The organism is Ideonella lacteola (assembly GCF_038066555.1).
GTDB lineage: Bacteria > Pseudomonadota > Gammaproteobacteria > Burkholderiales > Burkholderiaceae_C > Ideonella > Ideonella lacteola.
Genome location: NZ_JBBUTG010000009.1, coordinates 38,212 through 59,438, shown reverse-complemented (window position 1 = coordinate 59,438; position 21,227 = coordinate 38,212). Strand labels below are relative to the sequence as shown.

19 protein-coding genes are annotated in these 21,227 nt (G+C 62.8%); 16 read left to right on the top strand and 3 right to left on the bottom strand.

What is annotated here, in order from left to right; genetic code table 11:
- Positions 1-36: 36 nt before the first annotated feature.
- Positions 37-669 carry a 2-polyprenyl-3-methyl-6-methoxy-1,4-benzoquinone monooxygenase gene (coq7, locus tag AACH06_RS14880; protein WP_341426523.1) on the bottom strand — a complete coding sequence of 211 codons (633 nt, stop codon included), beginning with the start codon at positions 667-669 and terminating at the stop codon, positions 37-39.
- A gap of 265 nt (positions 670-934) precedes the next feature.
- Between coq7 and AACH06_RS14875 the strand changes: the two genes are divergently transcribed.
- The 5 genes from AACH06_RS14875 to AACH06_RS14855 all read left to right on the top strand — a co-directional run bounded on the left by AACH06_RS14875 (position 935) and on the right by AACH06_RS14855 (position 6,037).
- Positions 935-1,879, top strand: coding sequence for a porin (locus AACH06_RS14875; protein ID WP_341426522.1), 945 nt, complete (start codon positions 935-937; stop codon positions 1,877-1,879).
- Between the two features lie 252 nt (positions 1,880-2,131).
- Positions 2,132-3,112: an ABC transporter permease gene (locus AACH06_RS14870; RefSeq protein ID WP_341426521.1), complete on the top strand. Its 981-nt coding sequence runs from the start codon at positions 2,132-2,134 to the stop codon at positions 3,110-3,112.
- A 14-nt stretch (positions 3,113-3,126) separates the two neighbouring features.
- Positions 3,127-4,071 carry an ABC transporter permease gene (locus AACH06_RS14865; protein ID WP_341426520.1) on the top strand — a complete coding sequence of 315 codons (945 nt, stop codon included), beginning with the start codon at positions 3,127-3,129 and terminating at the stop codon, positions 4,069-4,071.
- Positions 4,068-5,048 carry an ABC transporter ATP-binding protein gene (locus AACH06_RS14860; protein WP_341426519.1) on the top strand — a complete coding sequence of 327 codons (981 nt, stop codon included), beginning with the start codon at positions 4,068-4,070 and terminating at the stop codon, positions 5,046-5,048. The genes AACH06_RS14865 and AACH06_RS14860 overlap by 4 nt, the downstream gene beginning before the upstream one ends.
- Entirely contained in the window at positions 5,015-6,037 is a 1,023-nt protein-coding gene (locus AACH06_RS14855) for an ABC transporter ATP-binding protein (RefSeq protein ID WP_423222040.1), read from the top strand. The genes AACH06_RS14860 and AACH06_RS14855 overlap by 34 nt, the downstream gene beginning before the upstream one ends.
- A 20-nt stretch (positions 6,038-6,057) precedes the next feature.
- On the opposite strand, the gene lysA is transcribed toward AACH06_RS14855, so the two are convergent.
- Positions 6,058-7,326 carry a diaminopimelate decarboxylase gene (lysA, locus tag AACH06_RS14850; RefSeq protein WP_341426517.1) on the bottom strand — a complete coding sequence of 423 codons (1,269 nt, stop codon included), beginning with the start codon at positions 7,324-7,326 and terminating at the stop codon, positions 6,058-6,060.
- 260 nt (positions 7,327-7,586) lie between these two features.
- Here lysA and cyaY point away from each other — a divergent pair, with 260 nt between their 5' ends.
- Positions 7,587-7,949, top strand: a complete 363-nt coding sequence (gene cyaY, locus AACH06_RS14845) for an iron donor protein CyaY (RefSeq protein WP_341426516.1) — start codon at positions 7,587-7,589, stop codon at positions 7,947-7,949.
- Positions 7,950-8,058: 109 nt separating this feature from the next.
- Here cyaY and AACH06_RS14840 read toward each other — a convergent pair whose 3' ends face one another.
- Positions 8,059-10,425 (bottom strand): penicillin-binding protein 1A, encoded by a 2,367-nt coding sequence (locus AACH06_RS14840; protein WP_423222036.1) that lies wholly within the window; start codon positions 10,423-10,425, stop codon positions 8,059-8,061.
- A 339-nt stretch (positions 10,426-10,764) separates the two neighbouring features.
- Between AACH06_RS14840 and AACH06_RS14835 the strand changes: the two genes are divergently transcribed.
- The 10 genes from AACH06_RS14835 to AACH06_RS14790 all read left to right on the top strand — a co-directional run bounded on the left by AACH06_RS14835 (position 10,765) and on the right by AACH06_RS14790 (position 21,215).
- The gene (locus tag AACH06_RS14835) at positions 10,765-11,802 is read left to right on the top strand and encodes a pilus assembly protein PilM (RefSeq protein ID WP_341426515.1); all 1,038 of its coding nucleotides are present in this window, start codon (positions 10,765-10,767) and stop codon (positions 11,800-11,802) included.
- Positions 11,799-12,452 (top strand): PilN domain-containing protein, encoded by a 654-nt coding sequence (locus AACH06_RS14830; RefSeq protein ID WP_341426514.1) that lies wholly within the window; start codon positions 11,799-11,801, stop codon positions 12,450-12,452. The genes AACH06_RS14835 and AACH06_RS14830 overlap by 4 nt, the downstream gene beginning before the upstream one ends.
- A gap of 8 nt (positions 12,453-12,460) precedes the next feature.
- The gene (locus AACH06_RS14825; RefSeq protein ID WP_341426513.1) at positions 12,461-13,162 is read left to right on the top strand and encodes a type IV pilus inner membrane component PilO; all 702 of its coding nucleotides are present in this window, start codon (positions 12,461-12,463) and stop codon (positions 13,160-13,162) included.
- Positions 13,159-13,689 carry a pilus assembly protein PilP gene (locus AACH06_RS14820; protein WP_341426512.1) on the top strand — a complete coding sequence of 177 codons (531 nt, stop codon included), beginning with the start codon at positions 13,159-13,161 and terminating at the stop codon, positions 13,687-13,689. The genes AACH06_RS14825 and AACH06_RS14820 overlap by 4 nt, the downstream gene beginning before the upstream one ends.
- Positions 13,686-15,905, top strand: coding sequence for a type IV pilus secretin PilQ (locus AACH06_RS14815; RefSeq protein ID WP_341426511.1), 2,220 nt, complete (start codon positions 13,686-13,688; stop codon positions 15,903-15,905). The genes AACH06_RS14820 and AACH06_RS14815 overlap by 4 nt, the downstream gene beginning before the upstream one ends.
- A gap of 50 nt (positions 15,906-15,955) precedes the next feature.
- Entirely contained in the window at positions 15,956-17,488 is a 1,533-nt protein-coding gene (locus AACH06_RS14810; RefSeq protein WP_341426510.1) for an Ig-like domain-containing protein, read from the top strand.
- Between the two features lie 12 nt (positions 17,489-17,500).
- The gene (locus AACH06_RS14805; RefSeq protein ID WP_341426509.1) at positions 17,501-18,031 is read left to right on the top strand and encodes a shikimate kinase; all 531 of its coding nucleotides are present in this window, start codon (positions 17,501-17,503) and stop codon (positions 18,029-18,031) included.
- A gap of 81 nt (positions 18,032-18,112) precedes the next feature.
- The gene (gene aroB, locus AACH06_RS14800) at positions 18,113-19,234 is read left to right on the top strand and encodes a 3-dehydroquinate synthase (protein WP_341426508.1); all 1,122 of its coding nucleotides are present in this window, start codon (positions 18,113-18,115) and stop codon (positions 19,232-19,234) included.
- A 26-nt stretch (positions 19,235-19,260) separates the two neighbouring features.
- The gene (locus AACH06_RS14795) at positions 19,261-20,430 is read left to right on the top strand and encodes a deoxyguanosinetriphosphate triphosphohydrolase (protein ID WP_423222035.1); all 1,170 of its coding nucleotides are present in this window, start codon (positions 19,261-19,263) and stop codon (positions 20,428-20,430) included.
- 92 nt (positions 20,431-20,522) lie between these two features.
- Positions 20,523-21,215, top strand: a complete 693-nt coding sequence (locus tag AACH06_RS14790; protein WP_341426506.1) for a transposase — start codon at positions 20,523-20,525, stop codon at positions 21,213-21,215.
- The last annotated feature ends 12 nt before the right edge of the window (positions 21,216-21,227 follow it).

Here is a 21,227-nt window from a genome sequence, read left to right as displayed (position 1 = left end):
GCCGCCAAGTGCGGCCCGTTGCGGCCGCTTGTGCAGTCAGATGTAGTGAGCGGTGAGCGTCATGGCCTTGGCTGCGCCCCGCATCAACCAGCGGACTGGTGCCGGCAGGGCCGCGCCGCCTGCGGCCAAGGCCATGTCCGCGTGCTGGGCCTCGTCCTCTTTCATCTGAGCGACGATCGCCCGCGAGGCTACATCCTCAACAGGAAGGCGGTCGAGGTGGCCCGCCAGGTGGTCTTCGACCTGCCGCTCGGTTTCCACCAGGAATCCCAGGCTCCATGCGTCTCCGGCCTTGCCGGCAACGAGGCCTATTGCAAAGGCGCCGGCGTACCACACCGGGTTGAGCAGGCTGGGGCGATCGCCCAATTCCGCGAGCCGTTCCGCCGTCCAGGCCAGATGGTCGGTTTCTTCCTTGGCGGCTTGTTGCATGCGTGTCCGCACGTCATCGCTGCGAGCGGTGAGCGCCTGGGCTTCGTACAAGGCTTGTGCGCAAACCTCGCCGACGTGATTCACCCGCATCAACGGGGCCGACCGTCGCTTCGCCTCAGGAGAGAGGACTGAGTCAATGCCCGCCGCCGGTGATGGGCGGGCGGCGTAGGCGACCCCAGACACCGTGCGAAGGGCGTTGTCGGCGGCCATGAGCCACCGATCGAGAGATATTGCCGCAGACATATTCCGAGGATAACTCGCCAGCTTTCGAGGTGAATCTCCGCCAATGGGCCCATTGCGCCATATTGGTGCGCGACAAGTGGGTAACTCGTTGTTGCACGACAACAGAACGCACTCAGAGGGGGCCGTTTCCTTTGCGCCCCCCCGGGGGGTCTGGTGCAATAGCGTCAACTTCCGTTGAGGAGGTTGGCCTGATCGGCCCCACCCGTCGTGGTGACCGGGTTCCCCCTCGATCGGGACCTCTTGTTCAATCCTAGGAGATCTCTGAATGAAAAAATCTCTGGTCGCTCTCGCCGTGCTGGGCGCGTTCGCCGGCGCTGCGTCGGCTCAATCGTCGGTCACCATCTACGGTAAGCTGGATCTGGCGGTGGGTAAGCCGGTCCTGACCGAAGACAAGCAAGTCATGGACAACACCGGCAGCCGTCTGGGCTTCCGCGGCGTCGAGGACCTGGGTGGTGGCCTGAAGGCCGTGTTTGGCATGGAGCATCGCTTCAGCCCGGATACCGGCACCCAAGCCAACGCCAACTTCTGGAACGGTTATTCGACCGTGGGTCTGGTGACCAACTTCGGCATGGTGAACCTGGGTCGCCAGTACACCCCGGCGTTCATCATGATGCAGAACCAGATCGACCCGTTCGGTGGCGACACCGTGGCAGCGGGCCGTGATGTCGGCATGCGCTTCGGCGGTATCACCAAGGTTCGCGTGGCCGATTCGATCCGCTACGACCTGAGCGTGGCCGGTTTCAACTTCGGCGCGTCGATCGCGGAGAGCGCGAGCAACAACGGCGGCGTATCGAATGACAAGCCCATTTCTGTGGCTGCCAACTACTCCGCTGGCCCGTTCTGGGTGGGCGTGGGCTACGAGAACCCGGCTGCCGATGAAGACAAGGTCTGGAACATCGGCGGTCGCTACAACTTCGGCTTCATGACCCTGGCCGCCGGCTACGGCAAGGGCACGACCGCTGCTGGCGCAGATGCCAAGGGCTGGCTGATCGGTGCGACGGTGCCGGTCGGTGCGTTCGACATCAAGGCCATGTACGCGGCCAACGATGTGGACGGTGCAGGCGAGACCAAGAAGGCGGGCATCGGTGCCCACTACAACCTGTCCAAGCGCACCAAGGTGTTCGCCGACGCGACCAAGATTGGTGGCAGCGCGACCGCCAACCTGGACAACAAGACAGGCTACGACCTGGGCATCCAGCACAACTTCTGATCTTCGGCCGCGCGTAGCGCGGAACGAGTCAGATCAAACAAGCCGCCTTCGGGCGGCTTTTTCGTGGGTGCTTGCGCATCGCCAGCGTCGTCTCTGCGGTCTTCCAGTGCCCGCTCCGGACAAATGCGGGCTCGGCGACGTTGGTCTCCTCGCTACACTGCGCCGGTCGAGCTGCTGATCCAGCGTTCCTCGACGCGCCCGCTCTATTGATCCAGGTGGCGGGCACGCCGTTTGCGAAGCCCACCACCCAGCATGCTCGCCTTCATCATTCGCCGCCTGGCCCAAGCCGTGATCGTGATGCTGGCGGTGGCACTGATTTCCTTCATGCTGTTTCAGTATGTGGGTGATCCGGTGACCAATCTGATGGGCCAGGAAGCGACGGCAGAGCAGCGGGCGCAGTTGCGAGCCGACTTGGGCCTCGATCAATCCTCCGTGGTGCAGTTCGCGCGGTTCATCGGGAACGCCATGCACGGCGAGTTCGGGCTCAGCCTCCGGCAGGGCCGCAAGGTGTCCACCCTGATCGCCGAACGATTCCCGGCGACGCTGGAACTGTCCCTGGTGGCCGCCCTCATTGCGGTGTGTGTTGGCATACCAATGGGTGTCATCGCGGCGTTGCGGCGGGGCACATGGCTGGCCCAGGCGCTGATGGCCTTCTCACTGATCGGCGTCTCGCTGCCCACGTTCCTGATCGGCATCCTGCTGATCCTGCTCTTCGCCGTCACGTTGAACTGGCTCCCGAGTTTCGGGCGCGGTGATCTGACCCAACTCGGCCCCTGGGCGACCGGCCTGCTCACCGTGGACGGATGGCGACATCTGCTGCTGCCTGCCGTCACGCTGTCGATCTTCCAACTCACCTTGATCATGCGGTTGGTTCGTGCCGAGATGCTGGAGGTCCTTCGGACCGACTACATCAAGTTTGCACGCGCACGCGGCCTCACCAATCGGACGGTGTACTTTGGACACGCGCTGAAGAACACCTTGGTGCCCGTCATGACCATCACGGGCCTTCAGCTCGGTGGACTGATCGCCTTCGCGATCATCACCGAGACCGTGTTCCAGTGGCCCGGCATGGGCCTGTTGTTCATCCAGGCGGTTCAGTTCGCGGACATCCCGGTGATGGCGGCTTACCTTTGCCTCATTTCACTCATATTCGTGGTGATCAATCTGGTCGTTGACTTGCTTTACTTCGCGGTTGATCCCCGACTGCAGTTCGATCGGGCGGGGGGGCACTGAGGATGTCGACCCCGATGCAAGCTGCCGACATCAAGCCGGATCCCGTTCCGCCGAACGCGTGGCGCAGATTCCTGGCGAGCGACCTCTGGTACCAATTCCGACGCTCGGCGGTGGCCCAGACGTCGTTGTTCTGCGTGTTGATCTTCATGGGCTGCGCGTTGTTTGCGCCGTGGGTGGCGCCGCATAACCCCTTCGATCTGTCCACCGTCGAACTGGCCGATGCCCAGCTTCCGCCGGCTTGGCTGGAGGACGGTCGCGCCAAGTTTCTGCTGGGCACCGATGACCAGGGGCGGGACATTCTTTCGGCCTTGATCTACGGCACCCGAATCTCCTTGTTCGTCGGCGCCGCTGCGGTGGCGTTGTCGATGGTGCTGGGGGTGGCGCTCGGCCTGCTGTCAGGTTTCGTGGGCGGCGTGGTGGACGCCTTCATCATGCGCGTGTGCGATGTGATGCTGTCCTTTCCCGCCATCCTGATTGCGCTGTTGATCGACGGCGTGGGGCGTGCGCTGTTTCCTCACGCGCACGATGCGCTCGCGTTCACCGTCCTCATCCTCGCGATCGCGCTCACCGGCTGGGTGAAATATGCCCGCACGGTGCGAGGCTCGACGCTTGTCGAGCGCCACAAGGAGTATGTGCAGGCTGCCCGGGTGATTGGGGTTCCCTCGTGGCGGATCATGTGGCGCCATGTGCTGCCCAACGTCACCGGGCCGGTGCTCGTGCTGGCCACGATCGACATCGCGGCGGCCGTCATCATCGAAGCAACGTTGTCGTTCCTCGGCGTGGGGGTGCCCCCGACCAGCCCTTCGCTGGGTACCCTCGTGCGCATCGGCAATGACAACCTGTACTCGGGCATGTGGTGGATCACCGTATTTCCTGGGGCCGTGTTGATGGTCATGGCCCTGTCGGTCAACTTGCTGGGCGACTGGTTGCGTGACGCCCTCAATCCGCGGCTGCAATGACCGGACCGAACCTGTTGGAAGTCGATCGGCTCCGGGTCGAATTCCCCACTCGAAGGGGCACGCTGTTGGCGCTCGACGAGGTCAGCTTCTCGATTGCGCCTGGCGAGATCCTGGGTGTCGTGGGCGAATCTGGGGCGGGCAAGTCTTTGACGGGGGCGGCCATCATCGGATTGCTCGAGCCACCGGGGCGCATCGCGGGCGGAGAGATTCGCCTGGAAGGACGCCGCATCGACAACCTGCCCGCACATGAGCTGCGGCGCATCCGGGGGCGCCAGATTGGCGCGATCTTCCAGGATCCGTTGACATCGCTGAACCCGCTCTACACGGTGGGGCGGCAGCTGATCGAAACCATCCAGACCCACCTGCCTCTTTCTCGTGAACAAGCGCGTGCGCGAGCCATCGATCTACTGCGCCAGACCGGCATCCCGGCGCCCGAGGCGCGCATCGACCAGTATCCGCATCAGTTCTCCGGGGGGATGCGGCAGCGGGTGGTGATCGCCCTCGCACTGGCGGCAGAGCCCCGGTTGATCGTGGCCGACGAGCCGACGACCGCACTGGACGTGTCGATCCAGGCGCAGATCATTTCGTTGCTCCGACGATTGGCGCAGGAGCATGGCGCCGCCGTGATGCTGGTGACGCACGACATGGGCGTGATCGCCGAGGCCTGCGACAGGGTGGCCGTGATGTACGCGGGCCGGGTGATTGAAATCGGACCGGTGCAGCAGGTGATCCATCAACCGGCGCATCCCTACACGCGAGGGCTGATGAGATCGATTCCGACCATGGATGAGGATCGCGAACGCTTGGCGCAAATCGATGGTGCGATGCCCCGACTCAACGCGATTCCGCCAGGATGTGCTTTCAACCCGCGCTGCAACGACGTGATGCCGCGTTGCACCCAGGAGCGCCCTGAGCTCACGGACGCAGGCGCCACCCGAGCGGCCTGTTGGTTGCACCGCGCGGGGGGGCCGCAGTGAAGGCGCTGGTCGAGGTGCAAGACCTGGGCAAGGTGTTCGACGTGTCGGCACCCTGGTTGAACCGGTGGCTTGAGCGCCAGCCCCGGCGATGGGTCCACGCCGTGGACGGTGTCAGCTTTTCCATCCCGGCCGGCCGCACCTTGGCGTTGGTGGGTGAGTCGGGTTGCGGCAAGAGCACGGTGGCCAGGTTGTTGGTGGGCCTGCAGTCGCCCACCCGTGGTCAGGTGCGGTTTGATGGGGAAGCCACCGCGGCGGTATGGGCGTCACGCCATGCGCGTACCTTGCATCGCCGCATGCAGATGATCTTCCAGGATCCGTATGCCAGCCTCAATCCGCGCTGGCGTGTGTCGGACATCGTGGCCGAACCCTTGCGTGAGCATGGCTTGGCGCAGGCTCCTGCCGAGGTGAAAGAGCAGGTCGAAGCGTTGTTGCGTGCCGTCGGCCTCTCCCCCGCGGATGCAGGGCGGTTCCCGCACCAGTTCTCGGGTGGGCAGCGGCAGCGCATCTCGATCGCACGTGCATTGGCGACGCGGCCAGAGTTCCTGGTGTGTGACGAGCCTACCTCGGCGCTGGATGTGTCGGTACAGGCCCAGGTCCTGAACCTGATGAAGGATCTGCAGCGGGAACGGGGCCTGACCTATCTGTTCATTTCCCACAATCTGGCCGTGGTGCGCCACGTGAGTGACGATGTGGGGGTGATGTACCTCGGTCGGTTGGTTGAGCTGGCGCCCAAGGCGGTCTTGTTCAGGAGCCCCAGGCATCCGTACACGCGCATGTTGTTGGACGCCATCCCGGACCTGCACATGAGCGGCAAGGCCCGAACGCCCGTGCAGGGGGAGGTGCCCAACCCGCTGAATCCGCCGAGTGGGTGTGCGTTTCATCCGCGCTGCCCGCACGCTAATGCTCGGTGCAGCCAAGAGCGACCCGTTTGGCAGAGCCTGGGCGGCGTCCACATCGCCTGCCATGCGGTCGAGGAGGGGCGGATCTAGGCCGCGTTGGCCGTGAGGTGTCAGCCGATCAGCCTCTCGCCTGCGAACAGGCTCTGGGCCGTTTCCCGCTCGCGGATCAGGTGCACCGTGTCGCCGTCGACCATCACCTCGGCGGCGCGTGGGCGGGTGTTGTAGTTGCTGGCCATCGTCATGCCGTAAGCGCCCGCGGACAGCACCGCGAGGTAGTCGCCTTGCTGCACCGCGAAGGCCCGATCGCGGCCCAGCCAATCGCCCGATTCGCAGACAGGACCGACCACGTCCCAGGTCTCGGTCGGGCCGGCTCTTCGCAGGCAGGGTTCGATTCGCATCCACGCCTGGTACATGGCCGGTCGCATCAGATCGTTCATGGCCGCGTCGACGATGCAGAAGTTCTTCGATTCGCCGGGCTTCAGGTACAGCGCCTGCGTCAACAAGACCCCGGCGTTGCCCACCATCGACCGCCCCGGCTCGACGAGCACTTCGCGGTGTCCATGGCCACGCGCATCGATGCGCGCCAGCATCTGACGGACCAACTCTTCCGCGCTGGGCGGCTCTTCGTCGGTGTAGGTAATGCCCAAGCCGCCGCCTAAGTCGATGTGCCGCAGATCGATGCCGTGCGCGGCCAGCGACTCCACCAAGTCGAGCAGGCGATCAAGGGCATCGAGGTACGGGCTGGCGGAGGTGATCTGGGAGCCAATGTGGCAATCGATCCCGTGAACGTCGATGCCCGGCAGCGCCTGGGCGCGGCGATAGACCTCCAGTGCGCGATCGTGTGCAACACCGAACTTGTTGCCCTTGAGGCCGGTCGAGATGTAGGGGTGCGTGCCGGCGTCCACATCCGGGTTGACGCGCAAGCTGATGGGAGCGCGCCGCCCCATCGCCGAGGCGACATCGGACAAGGCCTGCAGTTCAGGCTCGCTTTCGACGTTGAAGCAGCGCACGCCAGCGTCGAGCGCCAGGCGCATTTCCTGCGGGGTCTTTCCCACGCCGGAAAAAACGATGCGATCCGCACGGCCGCCGGCGGCCAGCACGCGCAGCAGTTCGCCGCCGGAGACGATATCGAAGCCGCAGCCTGCTTCAGCGAACGTCTGCAGCACAGCCAGACTCGAGTTCGCCTTCATCGCATAGCAGACCAGATGAGGTCTGCCCGCCAGGGCGCGTTGGTAGCCGGCGGCAGCGGCCCGCATCGCCTGCCGCGAATAGGCATAGAGCGGCGTGCCGAATTGTCGAGCGAGGTCCGCCAGAGCGTGGCCTTCGAGCCAGAGTTGGTCGTCGCGTTGGTGCAGGAACGGGTGGCCGGGGAGACTCATCGGACAAAGGCCGCCCCGTCAGGGCGGTCCACGGTGATCAGTGGGCAGAGGACGCCGCGCTGGCGGCTGGCGAGGGGGCGGCGGCGGTCGGCGATGCTTTTGGCAGGACCAGCGGGCCGCGTTGGCCGCAACCTGCCAGCGGTGCCAGCAGAATCGGGCCGAGAGCAAGGGCCAGCAAGACCCTGGCCGCGAGGCGCTCGATGGGCGCCACTACACTGGATGCGTCGCGGTACGGCATGCCGCGAAGTGTACCGACGACCATGACTGCTTCTGACTTCACCGATGCCGAGTATCTCAAGCATGCGAGCGCCGCGCTTGCCTCCATCGAGGCTCGCATCGACCGCTGGCTTGATGAAGACGTGATCGACATCGACAGCCACCGCACCGGCGGATTGCTTGAATTGGCGTTGCCCAATGGCAGCAAGCTGATCATCAACACGCAGCCGCCATTGCACGAGTTGTGGCTCGCAGCCAAGGCTGGCGGCTTCCATTTCCGGCTGCAGCCATCGGGCCAATGGCTGGACACCAAGGACGGCGTCGAGTTCTTCCAGCGATTGTCGGAGCAGGCGAGCGCTCAAGCGGGGGTTGCGTTGACATTCGCACCCCCTGCGGTGAACGGCTGAGTCGATTCAGCCGAGGCGCATCGCGCAGCGGGACTGTCGCGCCAGGCAGGCCGCCTGAAAAGGCATGCGCGAGGCGGCGTCGGCGCCCGCCCCGGCACCGCCCAGCGCTTTATCGGAAGAGATCGAGGATGCCCTTTTTCTCGTCCTCGGTCGGAGACTCGGGGGCGTGCTCTTCCGTGCCGAGTGTGGAGATTCCCTGGCCTGGGCTGAATTCGTCGTAGTACCACTCGCCGCCCACATTCACCACGCCTTCCGGGGCCGGGGCCTCGCTCACGGGCACGCCCTTGAGCGCCTGGCTCATGTACTCGATCCAGACGGGCAGCGAGAGTCCTCCGCCGGTTTCGCGATCGCCCAGCTTGCGAGGGGTGTCGTATCCGATCCACACGATGGCAGCGAGCGTGGGCTGATAGCCCGCGAACCAGGCGTCCATCGAATCGTTGGTGGTGCCCGTCTTGCCATAGATGTCAGGGCGTTTCAGCGTGGCCTGGGCACGCGCTGCCGTGCCTGAGCGCGTCACTTCCTGCATCAAGCTGGTCATGACGAAGGCGTTGCGGGCGTCGATCACGCGCTGAGAAGGGTCGGGGCCCTTGAGATCGACTTGGTGAAGAACTTTGCCGCGGGCGTCGGTGATCTTGGCGATCAACACCGGGCTCACTCGGTAGCCACCGTTGGCGAAGACGCTGTAGGCGGTGGCCATCTGCATGGGGGTGACGGAGCCGGCTCCGAGCGCCATGGTCAGATAGGGCTCATGCTTGTCTCGATCGAAGCCGAAGCGGGTGACCCAGTCGCGTGCGTAGTCGACACCGACGGCTTGAAGCACCCGGATGGACACCATGTTCTTGGACTTGGCCAACGCCCGCCTCAGCGGGATGGGGCCGTCGAAGGTGCCGTCGTAGTTCTTGGGTTCCCAAGGCTGGCTGCCGGTGGAGCCCGCATCGAAGAACAGCGGCGCGTCATTGACCACGGTCGCCGGCGTGAAGCCTTTTTCCAATGCGGATGAGTAGATGAAAGGCTTGAAGCTGGAGCCTGGTTGGCGCCATGCCTGGGTGACGTGGTTGAACTTGTTCTTGCCGAAATCGAAGCCGCCGACCATGGCGCGGATGGCGCCGGAGGTGGGCTCGATTGAGACAAAGGCACCCTCGACCTCGGGCTGCTGGGTCAGTGTCCATTCGCCCTTGGCGTTCTTGATGGCTCGCACCACCGCGCCACGGCGTATCTGCCGCTTGGCGTCGGCATTGGCCGCGAGGCCCGATGTGACGGGCTTGAGGCCTTCGCCGGTGACCGTGATCGATTCGCCGGATTGCAGCACCGCCACCACTTTCTTGGGCCCAGCCTCCAGCACCACGGCGGCTTTCAACTCGTCATTGTCCGGGTGATCGGCGAGAGCCTCAGCGACCCGCGCGTCGACTGCTTTGGGGTCGGCGGGCAGGTCGACGTAGGCCTCCGGACCGCGGTAGACCTGACGACGCTCATAGTCCATCAGGCCCTTTCGCAGCGCCCGATAGGCCACCATCTGGTCATTGGCGCGGACGGTGAGTTGCACCGTCAACCCGCGCGTGTAGGCGTCGGCGCCATACTGGGTGTAGATCATCTGCCGGGCCAGTTCGGCCACGTACTCGGCGTGCACCGGCAAGTCAGTGGGCACCCGGTACTTCAGCTCCTGGGCCTTGGCAGCGGCATGTTGCTCGGCGGTGATGAAGCCGTTCTCCAGCATCCGATCGATGATGTACTGCTGCCGAATCGTGGCGCGTCTGGGATTGGCAATCGGGTTGTAGGCCGAAGGCGCTTTTGGCAAGCCGGCGAGCATCGCGGCCTCGGCAACCGTCAGATCCTTCATCGGCTTGCCGAAGTAGATGTCGCTGGCGGCGGCGAACCCGTAGGCCCGCTGCCCCAGGTAGATCTGGTTCATGTACAGCTCCAGGATCTGGTCCTTGCTGAGCTGGCTTTCAATCTTCAGCGCTAGCAAGATCTCATAGAGCTTGCGCGTGAGGGACTTTTCAGTCGACAGATAGAAGTTGCGCGCGACCTGCATCGTGATGGTGGACGCCCCCTGGCTGCCCACCGAGCCGAACTGCGCCAGGCCGGCACGGATCACCCCGATGTAATCAACGCCACTGTGCTGATAGAAGCGCGCATCCTCAATCGCCAGCACAGCATCCTGCATGACCTTCGGGATCTGTCCAATGGGCGTGAACGTGCGCCGCTCATCGCCGTACTCGCCCAGCAGGTCCCCCTCGGCAGAGGTGACGCGCAGCGGCAGGCGGGGGCGGTAGTCGGTGACTGAATCGAGCTCCGGGAGGTTCGGGTAGGCGACGGCCAAGCCGATGCCGGCGCAGATCAGGATCACCAGCACGCCTGCCCCGACGAGGCCGACGGCGCCCATGACGAGCTTCAAGACGGCCGACCACCACGGCTGCGAGGTGGCGTTGTATTTGGGCGGCGTGGGGTTGGATTCGGCGCGGTCGTCGTCGCTCATGGGGCTCCTGCGAAGGCGAAGGGATTATAGAAATCACGACATATCCAAACCGCCTATATGACCGCTTTGGATCAAGCGATCGGCACACACCTGCTTGCCGGCATAAACGGCTTGTCACAGACGCTGGTGAAAACCCTTGCCTGAACCCCGGTGATAAGGTCGAAACACGTGTGCGAATCGCAACGGGAGGCGGGTTTTGCCGGGCTGTTTTCCTTTGTTTCTCAACACTCTTGCTGCTAGGATTGAAGTGCTTTGTTAACTTTGCGTCCTGCTGTGGCGCCGCTGGAGCTTTGACTCGTGGGTTTTCTTGATCGCCTGTTGGGCCAAAAGCATCCGCAGATGATTGGCCTCGATATCAGCTCTTCCAGCGTCAAGTTGGTTGAGCTGTCTCAGTCCACTTCCGGAGAACTGGTTCTGGAGCGTTTGGCCAGTGAGCCTTTTGAAAAAGGCTGGATCGTCGACGGTCAGATCGAAAAGTTCGATGAGGTGGCCGACGCCGTGCGCCGGGTCGTCAGCCGCAGCGGGACCAAGACCCGCCACGTGGTGATGGCCATGCCGCAGTCGGCGGTCATCACCAAGAAGATCGTGCTGCCTGCCGGTTTGCGCGAAGACGAGATGGAACTGCAGGTGGAGTCTGAAGCCCACCAGTACATCCCGTTCTCGCTCGACGAGGTGAGTCTCGACTTCTGCGTCATCGGCCCGAACGCCAACTCGGTGGGTGACGTCGACGTGCTGATTGCGGCCTCCCGCAAGGACCGCGTGCAGGACCGTCAGGGCCTGGCGGAAGCGGCCGGGCTGACGCCGCTGGTGCTGGACATCGAATCCCATGCGTCGCGTCTGGCGATGGGGCGCCTGATCAATGCATTGCCCGACCAGGGCAAGGACTCGCTGGTGGCGCTGTTCGAGATCGGCGCGGACACCACCAGCTTGAAGGTGCTTCGCGAAGAAGAAATGCTGTACGACCGCGACCAATCGTTCGGCGGATCGCAACTGACCCAACTCATCTCGCGCCAGTACGGTTTTTCGTACGAAGAGGCCGAGCAGAAGAAGATCAGCGGCGAACTGCCCGAAGACTACGAATCCACCTTGTTGACCCCGTTTGTTGACAGCCTGGCTCACGAAATCGGGCGGGCGCTGCAGTACTTCTTCACCAGCACGCCGCATCACAAGGTTCACTACGTGATGCTCGCTGGCGGCACCGCTGCGATGCCCGGCCTGCGTGAGCGAGTGAAGGACGTCACCGGCTTTGCCTCGAAGGTGGTCAATCCGTTTGAAAGCATGAAGCTCGGCTCGGCGGTTCGCGAGGCCAAGTTGCGCCGCGAGGCCCCGTCTTACTTGACGGCGTGTGGCCTGGCGATGCGGAGGTTCGTGCAGTGATCCTGATCAACCTTCTCCCCCACCGCGAAGCGCGGCGGCAGGAACGCAAGCGCGCGTTCTTCTCCGCGCTCGGCTTGGCGGCCATCGTTGGCGTCGGCTTGACCATCCTCTGGTTCGGCATCCTTCAGCAGATGACTTCGTTCCAGGAATCGCGCAATCGGTTCCTCGCGGACGAAATCAAGAAACTCGACGAGCAGATCAAGGACATCGCCGCGCTGCGCGCCGAGATCGAGGCGCTGCGCGCTCGCCAGAAGGCGGTTGAAGACCTCCAGACCGACCGCAACGTCCCCGTCTATCTTCTGGATGAACTCGTCAAGCAGACACCCGAAGGTATCTACCTGACATCTGTCAAGCAGAACGGCAACGTCGTCACGGTTGGCGGCATGTCGCAGACGAACGAGCGGGTGTCCGAGATGCTTCGCAACACGGCCTACAACTCGCCTTGGCTTGAGAAGCCTGAGCTGGTGGAGATCAAAGCTGTCACTTTGGGTAAAGATCGTGACGCCCGGCGCCTGTTTGATTTCTCGATGCGCGTGTCGATCAAACGTCCGCAAGGGGCCGCCGGCGCGGCCAGTGGCGCCAGCGGTGCGTCGACCGGCGCGGCGAACCCGGCCAGCGCCCCGGCCGGCAAAACCGCCAAGGCTTCGTGAGGCGCATGATGGCGACCAGCAAATCCAAGAACTCCATTGACATCGGCGCCGCGCTGAGCCGAGGCGCCGCGCAGTTCCGCGATCTCAACCCGAAGGAGCCGGGTCAATGGCCCATCCTGCCCAAGATTGCGACTTGCATCGGCGTCACCATCGCCGTCGTGGCGCTGGGGTGGTTCGTCGTTCTCAGCGATGCTGACAAGGCGCTGCAAGCTGCACGCGACAAAGAACCCAGGCTCAAGGACGATTACCGATCCAAGCTGGCTCAGGCTGTCAACTTGAATGAGTTGAAGAAGCAGAAAGAGCAGGTCCAGGAATACGTCACCCAGCTCGAGAAGCAGTTGCCTGGCAAGGCGGAGATGGACGCGTTGCTGTCGGACATCAACCAGGCAGGTATCGGGCGCGGACTGCAGTTTGAGCTGTTCCGGCCTGGCCAAGTGGTGATCAAGGACTACTACGCGGAGTTGCCGATTGCCGTCAAGGTATCGGGCCGCTATCACGACATTGGTTCCTTCGTGGCCGATGTCGCCAATCTGTCGCGGATCGTGACGCTTCATAACCTCACCATCGCGCCGCCACCGAAGGACAATTCGGGCAACTTGGTGATGGAGGCCACGGCGAGGACGTACCGCTACCTGGACGCGGCAGAAGTGGCCGAAGTCAAGCGTGCCGCGGCTGCCGCCAAGTCGAAGCAGAAGGGCAAGAAGACATGAGGCGCCTGGGAGTTTGGACGGTCCTCAGCTCGGTGTTGAGCCTGACCGCTTGCGGTGCCAACACCGACGAACTGAATCAATGGATGGAAACGCAACGTCGGGAAGTGAAGCCCAACGTCGAGCCGATTCCTGCACCGAAGAAGTTCGTTCCCCAACCTTACGCCTCGATCACCGGCATTGAGCCTTTCAGCTCGCAAAAGGTGACGGCAGGTACGAAGATCGACAGCAGCCAGTCGAATGCGATGCTGGCGGCGCAACTGCGCCGACGCAAAGAGCCGCTGGAGGCCTACCCGATCGACGCCATGAAGATGGTTGGTACGGTGACGCGCCAAGGCAAACCCCACGCGCTGATCGAGGTGGATCGCCTGCTCCACTACGTGAAGGTGGGTGAGTACATCGGTCAGAACTACGGGCAGATCACCAAGATCGGCGAAACGGAACTGTTGCTGCGCGAACTCGTGCAGGACGCGGCGGGCGAATGGATCGAGCGCACCACGACCCTCCAGCTTCAGGAGAAGGCGCAATGAAATACAAGTTGGAGTCACGCAAGATGCGCAGTTGGACTGTGGGTGGGCTGCTGTTGGCCCTGGGCCTGGCAACGCCTGGCTTGACTTGGGCGCAGAACCTGATCCGTTCGATCAGCAGCAACCAGCAGGCGGGCGGAGAGGTGATTCGCGTCGAGCTTTCGGAGCCCCTGGCGAGCGCCCCCGCGGGTTTCGCCATCCAGGCGCCACCGCGTGTGGCCATCGACTTGCCCAATGTCGCCAACGGCGTCGGCAAGTCGGCGGTGGAAATCAACTCTGCCAACGTCCGCAGCGTCAATATCGCCAACTCGGGTGACCGTACGCGCTTGGTGCTGAGCCTGAAACAGCCCAGCAACTACCGCACCGAAGTCCAAGGCAAGTCACTGCTCATCATGCTGGACGGCGCTTCGGCGGTGGCATCCGCCGCCACCGGCGGTGCACAGCCCAATACGCCAGTTCATTTCGCCAGCAGCCAGAACGCAGAGCAATTGCCGCTGCGTGACATCGACTTCCGCCGTGGCCCGGACGGCGCCGGCCGGGTGATTGTGGGCTTGGCCAGCACCCAAATTGGGGTCGATCTGAAGCAACAGGGGCAGAACCTGGTGGTGGAGTTCCTGAAGTCGACCTTGCCGGAAGCGCTGCGCCGCCGCCTGGATGTGTCGGACTTCGGTACGCCGGTGCAAGGCATTTCGACCGTGCAGAGCGGCGACCGCGTCCGCATGGTGGTTGAGCCGAGAGGCGCCTGGGAGCACAGTGCTTATCAGACCGATACCCAGTTCGTTCTCGAAGTGCGCCCGGTCAAGCTGGACCCGAACAAGGTCACGCAAGGCCCGGGGTACCAGGGCGAAAAGCTCTCGCTGAACTTCCAGAACATCGAAGTTCGCTCGCTCCTGCAGGTCATTGCCGACTTCACCAACTTCAACGTTGTCACCAGCGACACGGTGACCGGCAACGTCACGCTGCGCTTGAAGGATGTGCCCTGGGACCATGCTCTCGACATCATTCTGCAAGCCAAGGGGCTGGGCATGCGCAAGTCTGGGAACGTCCTCTGGATCGCACCCAAGGATGAACTCGCCGCCAAGGAGCAAGTCGACCTGGAGGCGAAGAAAAAGGTTGCGGAACTGGAGCCGGTGCGGACCCAGTCGTTCCAACTGAATTACACCAAGGCGGAAGACATCGCTCGATCGCTCTTGGGGCAGATGGTTGGGTCAGACGGAAAGGTCGTTACGCTCAATGCCGGAGGGGGTAGTTCCGGTGGCAGCAGTAGCATTCGCATCCTTTCCCCCCGGGGTACGGTGCTTGCGGAAGGGCGCACGAATCAGCTCTTTGTGTCCGACATCCCCTCTAAGCTTGAAGAAGTGGCGGTGATGATCGCGAAGATTGACATCCCGGTCCGTCAAGTGCTGATTGAGGCTCGGATCGTTGAGGCAGACGACAAGTTTGGCCGATCGCTGGGCGTGAAGTTGGGTGCGACCGATCTGCGGGGGCTTCGCGGTGGTATCCCCGGCTACTCGTTGGGTGGGAACAACTACGTCTCGATCGGCGGTAATTACTCTAATACTGGGGTGCAGACGCTGCAGACGCCGAACACCGATACAAGTTACATGCCGGATTCCCAGTTCGTCAATCTACCGGCCAGCACGTCGACCATCAGCACATCGTCGGCGGCTACCTTCGCCTTGTCCTTGTTCAGTTCCACGGCGAACCGCTTCCTAAACTTGGAACTGTCGGCGTTGGAGGCCGAGGGCAAGGGCAAGATTGTTTCGAGCCCTCGCGTCATCACGGCCGATCAAGTCAAGGCGATCATTGAGCAGGGCGAACAGATTCCCTACTGGGTGGCGTCCTCCAGCGGGGCTACCTCCGTACAGTTCCGCTCGGCTGCGTTGAAACTAGAAGTGACCCCGCAGATCACGCCAGAAGGCAACGTGATTCTCGACGTCGACGTCGCCAAGGATAGTCGAGGCGAAGCGACGGTGGCGGGGCCCGCCATCAACACCAAGCACGTGAAGACTCAGGTTCTCGTGGAGAACGGAGGCACTGTGGTGATTGGTGGCATCTTCACCCAAAATGAACGTGAGGACATTAACAAGGTTCCTTTCCTTGGAGACATTCCTTATTTGGGCAACTTGTTCAAATCGCGTGTGAAGTTGAACAACCGTACCGAGTTGCTGATCTTCCTCACGCCGAAGGTCGTTAACGACCGGGTGTCGGCGCGCTGATGCACACTGTCCATCGGCGCCGGGTGGCGATCGGCGTGGAGACTATGTAGATGATTCATTGGATTAAAAACTTGGTGGTCGCCCTGGCGACGGGTGCAGTGTTGTCGGCGTGCGGCGGAGGGGGCGGGGACCCGGGCGATTGCACGCTCTGTAACGGCGGTGGAACGGGCGGCGAAACGACAACCTACGCCATTTCCATAGACGTACAGCGTGCCGGTGCATCGACCGCTTCGATGACCAGTACGGAAACCGTTCAGGCGGTCGCTCGTGTCGTCGATGACACTGGAAGCCCCGTGGAGGGCGCACTGGTGTCATTCACCGAGTCCGACGCCACTTTGCTCAAATTCGCTCCGTCTACCGGCACGGCGCTCACCGATTCTGACGGTTATGCCACGTTGGATATTTCGGCTCAGGTGACGGGATCGTCAGGGGCTACAACGGTGAATGCTGAAGCTACCGTCGGCGGAGATGCCTACTCATCTTCCAAGTCGATTTCGATCACGGCAGGCGGCCAAGTAGAGATTGCGGAGCCGAGTGCAGTCAATTTCGTGAGTGTCGTGCCCGCGGGACAGGCAATCGTCATCAAGGGGGCTGGGGGCAATGGGCGGTCGGAATCAGCGACCTTGACCTTCAAGGTGGTGGACGCAAGCAACGCCCCCATCAAAGGCGCCACGGTTAGCTTCTCGGTCAACCCCGAGGACAAAGTGACGCTCAACATTCCCAGCGCCACCAGCGATCTGGATGGGTTGGTCACGACGACCGTTCATTCAGGCACGGTGCCCACAAGCGTCGTGGTGACTGCGAGTGCCACCACAAGCGATGGTGTGGTTGTGAGCGGTCAATCCGACACCTTGGTGGTGAGCAACGGAGTCGCGATGCCGGGAGGCTTCGAAATCGTTGCTGCGAAGTACAACTTGGACGGGCGTATCACGGGCGACAAGACTGATATCTCGGCCTACGTTCGTGATGAGAATGGCAACCCTGTTCCGGATGGCGTTGCCGTGTCCTTCACAACCGACTATGGCGGTATCGCGTCGTCCGATCTTGGAGGCTGTTTGACTGTGAACGGCAGCTGTTCCGTTGAATTTCGCGTTCAAGATCCGAGAGGCGACGGTGTAGCCACGGTTATTGCCACCGTCAACGTCGGGACGGATACGGTACTGTCGGACTCCATTCAGATCAACATGGCTGGTGGCAGTGGTGGCGCATTCGTCAGTGCCTTGACGCCGACTGGGACGCCGCCTACCGTTCTGAGCCTCGGGGCATCGTCGTGCAAGAAGACTTTCGAGCTTTACTTGCGTGACGAGGCGACCGGACTGTCGGTAACGGCTGGCACGGTCGTACGAGTGTCGTACACCTCCAGTGACCTGACGGCGCGTGTAACCTCTGGTACGCCAGTGGCTGATTCGCTGGATTTCTCTCCGACGCTTTTCACCTTGGAGGTGGATGCCACCAGCACGGATTTGTCACCGATCTGCGCGCCGGGAGGGACGCTTGCCATGCTCGGGGTTGTCGGACTGCAGTTTGAAACTCCGGGTGGAATAGTCCATCCTCAGCGTTTCGATATTCAGTATCCGCGCTGACGGCATACCCGTGTGACCATTGTTTTGGTCGGCATGCCCGGCTGTGGGAAATCCACAGCCGGGCGTCAGCTTTGTAGGAATCTGGGTTGGCGCTTCGTCGATTCAGACGCTGAGATCGAAGCAGAGATCGGCGGCACCATTCGTGGCTATTTCGACAGGTACGGCGAGGAAGCTTTCCGCGATGTTGAGCAGCGTGCCGTGGAGCGACTCTCGGCGCCCGGTCAAGTGGTATTGGCCACCGGCGGCGGCGCGGTGCTTCGTGAAGCGAATCGCGTGGCCATCACACGGCCGGGGAACCAAGTCGTCTACCTTCGCGCGACGCCTGAGGAGCTGGCTCGGCGCCTGAGGCACGACACACAGCGGCCCTTGCTGCAGGGGGTGGATCCTCTCAAGCGGCTGAAGGAACTGTTTCGTCAGCGGGACCCGCTCTATCGTGAGGTGGCGACCTTTGTGATCGACACGGGTCGAACATCGGTTCCAACCCTGGTCAATTTGCTCAGCATGCAGTTGGAAATGGCGGGTCTGAGTAGCCGAAAGGCTTGAAGGTGCGGCGCCCCGCGGGGCCAAGGCCTTGGCGTCGGTTTGTGCCGTGACCGCGACCACGTCACGCGTAAACTGCACTTCATGACTGTGCTGGATCTGAATCAGCCTACGGTGACGGGGGCTGCCGAACGTGTCGGGGTCGAACTCGGAGCGCGTTCCTACGATATTGTCATTGGCAACGGCTTGCTGTCGGACGCTAGCCATTGGATGGGGCTGCCTGCCTCTCGGCACGCACTCATCGTGACGAATGAGACCGTCGCCCCGTTGTATGCAGAGCGGTTGACCGAGCGATTGGCCACCCTGTATCGCGAGGTGCACCTGGTGACCCTGCCGGACGGTGAGACTTACAAAGACTGGCCGACGCTTCAGCGGGTGTTCGATGCGCTCCTGGAGCGGGGTTGCGACCGCAAGACCGTGTTGTTTGCCCTGGGTGGTGGTGTCATCGGCGACATGACGGGCTTCGCTGCCGCGTGCTACATGCGCGGTACTCCATTCGTCCAGGTGCCGACCACGCTGTTGGCTCAGGTGGATTCTTCGGTCGGCGGCAAGACGGCGATCAACCATCCGCTGGGCAAGAACATGATCGGTGCGTTCTACCAGCCCGCCCGAGTGCTTTGCGATACCAGTACCTTGGCAACGCTGAGTGATCGTGAGCTCAGTGCCGGCTTGGCTGAGGTGATCAAGTACGGCCCGATTGCAGATCCGAACTTCCTGGCCTGGCTGGAACAAAACATCGATGGACTGCGGCAGCGCGATCCCGATCTGCTGCGATTCGTCGTTCGCCGTTCTTGTGAAATCAAGGCGCAGGTGGTTGGCAGCGACGAGCGCGAGAGTGGGCTTCGAGCGATCCTCAACTTTGGCCACACCTTCGGTCACGCCATTGAAGCGGGGCTCGGGTTCGGTGCTTGGCTGCACGGAGAGGCCGTGGCGGCAGGCATGGTGATGGCCGCAGACTTGTCGGAGCGCCTGGGTCTGGCCACCGCGGGGCTCGTCGATCGCCTCGCCAGATTGATTGAGCGCGCTGGGTTGCCCACGCGCGGCCCCCGGCTGGAAGCATCCGAATACCTCCGACACATGCGCGTTGACAAAAAAGCCGAGGACGGAGACATCCGCTTTGTGCTGATCGCGGGTATCGGAACCGCTGTGGTGCGAAGCGCGCCGGACGACATGGTGGCCGCCTCGATCAACGCGCACTGCGACTGAGCAGAAGGATCAATGACCGGCGCGTGATGGAAACCGCTCCCACCTTCGTGCGTGATGACGCGGTCGCTCCGTGGGGCTCGCGCGCGGCGGAGTCCAAAGGGCGGAGGTGGCATGAGCCCTCCGCCCCCACGAGGACGGATTTTCAGCGGGACCGAGATCGCATCGTGCACTGCTCGGCGTTCAGGCGGCTGGTTTACAAGACCCAGGTGTTCCTGAATCACGAAGGCGACCTGTTCAGAACGCGTCTGACACATTCGCTGGAAGTCGCGCAGCTCGGGCGGTCCATGGCGCACAGTCTGGGGCTGAATGAGGACCTCGTCGAGGCGATCGCCCTGGCCCACGACCTCGGTCATACTCCGTTCGGGCATGCGGGACAAGACGCGCTGGACGGCTGCATGAAACCGTATGGCGGCTTCGAGCACAACCTGCAGAGTCTGCGAGTCGTCGACAAGCTGGAGCAGCGCTATCCGGAGTGGGACGGCCTGAACCTCTGCTTCGAAACCCGCGAAGGCATCTTGAAGCGATGCCCGTTGAGCCTGGCTCAGGAATGGGAGCGTGACGAGCCGAACGGGGTGGGACGAAGGTTTGTGGCTGGCGAACAGCCCAGCCTGGAGGCGCAGCTGACGAACTTGGCGGACGAAATCGCCTACAACGCGCATGACATCGACGATGGGGTTCGATCGGGTCTCCTGACCTTGGACATGCTGCGCGAGGTTCCCTTGTTTGAGCGATTCCGAGAGCAGACGCTTGCGGACCATCCGGCCGTGGCGAATCATCCGCGTCGCCTGCTGGCCGAGATCATCCGAAGAATGCTGTCGGAGCAGGTCTATGACGTGATCCGCGCGACCCGGCAGCAGCTCGCCACCCATGCGCCAGACAGCGCGGATATGGCCCGGCGGATGCCGCCGTTGGTGTGTTTCAGCGAGGACATGAAACGCGAGAGCGCAACCCTCAAACGATTCCTCTTTCGTGCGCTCTACCGTCATCCGCAGGTGATGGCCACCACCGACACCGCCAAGACGGTGATCGTCGAGCTCTTCGACTTCTACAGCCGAAACCCGAATGAGCTCCCCGGCGACCCTGCGCAGAAGGCGAATCCGATGCGGGCGTTGGCCGACTACATTGCTGGCATGACCGACCGCTACGCCCTGCGCGAACACCACCGCTTGACGGGACGTCGCGTTTTTCTCGACTGAGGCCGCGCCGTTTCGAGCGACCGCCGGGCGGTCAAGGTTGAATCGCCTAAGTTATTCTGAACTCTAAAATAGGGTCGGAGTCGATAAATAGCATGGCCCGTCAAGCTCGAACCTCTTTCCCCAACCACGTCCACCACCTGCTTGTCCGCGGGCACAACCGTGAACTGATTGCGGTCGACGACGATGATCGACGGCTGTTGATGTCGCACGTCGTTGGCGCCTTCAAGGAACATGGCGTCGCGCTGCACGCTTTCGTGTTGATGCCGAACCACCTGCACCTGTTGGCGACGCCAGGCAGCGCCGAAGGCATCGGCCGATCGATGCAAAGCATGGGCCGGCGCTATGTGGCGGCGTTCAATGCTCGCCACGAAAGAACCGGCACCTTGTGGGAGGGGCGCTATCGGGCGCACATGGTGGGTGGTGACGACCATGTGCTGCGGTGCATGCGCTTCATCGAACTGAATCCGAACAGGGTGGGACTGGCCCCTGGCTTGCTTGACTACACGTGGAGCAGCCTCGCGCACCATCTCGGGGCTACACGCGATTCATCTATCACGGAGCCCCCAGCGTATTGGCGCTTGGGCAACACGCCTTTTGAGCGGGAGGCGGCGTACCGACAGTACCTCGAGGCGGGAATCGGTGGACAGGAGGCGCTTGAAATCCTGGCCGCGCTGACGAGTGGTCGGCCGTGGGGCAATTCGGCCTACCTGCGCGAGGTGGAGAAGATCGCGGGCCACAGTTTGGTTGCGCGCCCGCGCGGTCGCCCAAGGAAGTCGGCGGACTGACCTGTCCCCAAT

Bases quoted from the DNA above. Each gene is read 5' to 3' on its own strand.
- coq7 (WP_341426523.1), bottom strand. From the start codon at position 669: ATGTCTGCGGCAATATCTCTCGATCGGTGGCTCATGGCCGCCGACAAC.
- AACH06_RS14875 (WP_341426522.1), top strand. From the start codon at position 935: ATGAAAAAATCTCTGGTCGCTCTCGCCGTGCTGGGCGCGTTCGCCGGC.
- AACH06_RS14870 (WP_341426521.1), top strand. From the start codon at position 2,132: ATGCTCGCCTTCATCATTCGCCGCCTGGCCCAAGCCGTGATCGTGATG.
- AACH06_RS14865 (WP_341426520.1), top strand. From the start codon at position 3,127: ATGCAAGCTGCCGACATCAAGCCGGATCCCGTTCCGCCGAACGCGTGG.
- AACH06_RS14860 (WP_341426519.1), top strand. From the start codon at position 4,068: ATGACCGGACCGAACCTGTTGGAAGTCGATCGGCTCCGGGTCGAATTC.
- lysA (WP_341426517.1), bottom strand. From the start codon at position 7,326: ATGAGTCTCCCCGGCCACCCGTTCCTGCACCAACGCGACGACCAACTC.
- cyaY (WP_341426516.1), top strand. From the start codon at position 7,587: ATGACTGCTTCTGACTTCACCGATGCCGAGTATCTCAAGCATGCGAGC.
- AACH06_RS14840 (WP_423222036.1), bottom strand. From the start codon at position 10,425: ATGAGCGACGACGACCGCGCCGAATCCAACCCCACGCCGCCCAAATAC.
- AACH06_RS14835 (WP_341426515.1), top strand. From the start codon at position 10,765: ATGATTGGCCTCGATATCAGCTCTTCCAGCGTCAAGTTGGTTGAGCTG.
- AACH06_RS14825 (WP_341426513.1), top strand. From the start codon at position 12,461: ATGGCGACCAGCAAATCCAAGAACTCCATTGACATCGGCGCCGCGCTG.
- AACH06_RS14820 (WP_341426512.1), top strand. From the start codon at position 13,159: ATGAGGCGCCTGGGAGTTTGGACGGTCCTCAGCTCGGTGTTGAGCCTG.
- AACH06_RS14815 (WP_341426511.1), top strand. From the start codon at position 13,686: ATGAAATACAAGTTGGAGTCACGCAAGATGCGCAGTTGGACTGTGGGT.
- AACH06_RS14810 (WP_341426510.1), top strand. From the start codon at position 15,956: ATGATTCATTGGATTAAAAACTTGGTGGTCGCCCTGGCGACGGGTGCA.
- aroB (WP_341426508.1), top strand. From the start codon at position 18,113: ATGACTGTGCTGGATCTGAATCAGCCTACGGTGACGGGGGCTGCCGAA.
- AACH06_RS14795 (WP_423222035.1), top strand. From the start codon at position 19,261: ATGGAAACCGCTCCCACCTTCGTGCGTGATGACGCGGTCGCTCCGTGG.
- AACH06_RS14790 (WP_341426506.1), top strand. From the start codon at position 20,523: ATGGCCCGTCAAGCTCGAACCTCTTTCCCCAACCACGTCCACCACCTG.